The sequence below is a fragment of the Blautia ammoniilytica genome, from assembly GCF_025566965.1.
GTDB lineage: Bacteria > Bacillota > Clostridia > Lachnospirales > Lachnospiraceae > Blautia_A > Blautia_A ammoniilytica.
In genome coordinates this window covers 703-1286 of the sequence record NZ_JAOQJL010000079.1, presented here as the reverse complement: position 1 = coordinate 1286, position 584 = coordinate 703, and the positions used below count along the sequence as shown (strand labels likewise).

The 584-nt window shown below is 36.8% G+C and carries 2 protein-coding genes (1 of these 2 running past the window's edge); both read left to right on the top strand.

All coding sequences use genetic code 11. From position 1 onward, the window contains the following. On the top strand, positions 1–222 hold a 222-nt coding region (locus OCV61_RS18415; protein ID WP_262583445.1), incomplete at its 5' end, for an Ig-like domain-containing protein. A 328-nt stretch (positions 223–550) separates the two neighbouring features. Continuing rightward, positions 551–584 carry the beginning of an Ig-like domain-containing protein gene (locus OCV61_RS18950; protein ID WP_158422950.1) on the top strand. Its footprint extends 227 nt past the window's final position, so the window shows 34 of its 261 coding nt (coding positions 1–34); the start codon lies at positions 551–553; its stop codon lies beyond the right edge, outside the window.

Here is a 584-nt window from a genome sequence, read left to right as displayed (position 1 = left end):
GGCTTAACGAAAAAAGTTACACTGAAAAAAGGAAAAAGTATAGCATTAAAACCAATCCGGCAGCCGTTTACATCAATTGAAAAGATAACCTATTCCAGTTCCCGGAAGGAGGTGGCAACCGTTACGTCAAAAGGCAGGGTAAAAGCGGTTAGTAAAGGAAAATGCCGGATTACGGTGAAGGCAGGCAAAAAGAAAGCATATGTGACTGTAACAGTACGTTAAGTAAAAGATCAGAAGCCCAGGAATGTGCCTTGAAATAGTAAAAATATTAAAACAAATTTTTAAGTCCAGTATACAGGAGGAATTATCTTATGAAAACAAAGAAAAAGATACTGTTAATAATGTTACTGTCTGTGTTAATGGTTTTGGCTTCGTCTGTATCCGTATGGGCAGCAAAGAATCCATTATCCAAGATGCCTAGAAATGTGGGATCTGTAGCATCTCCGGTTAATGTATCGGTAATAAATAAAACATCTTTCTGTACAGAACCTTATGATGGTAAGGTCAAGATATCTGTAAAAAACAGTAATTCGGAAGTTGCTGACGTTTTTTGCCAATCGACCATTCAAATAGTCAATGGAAAA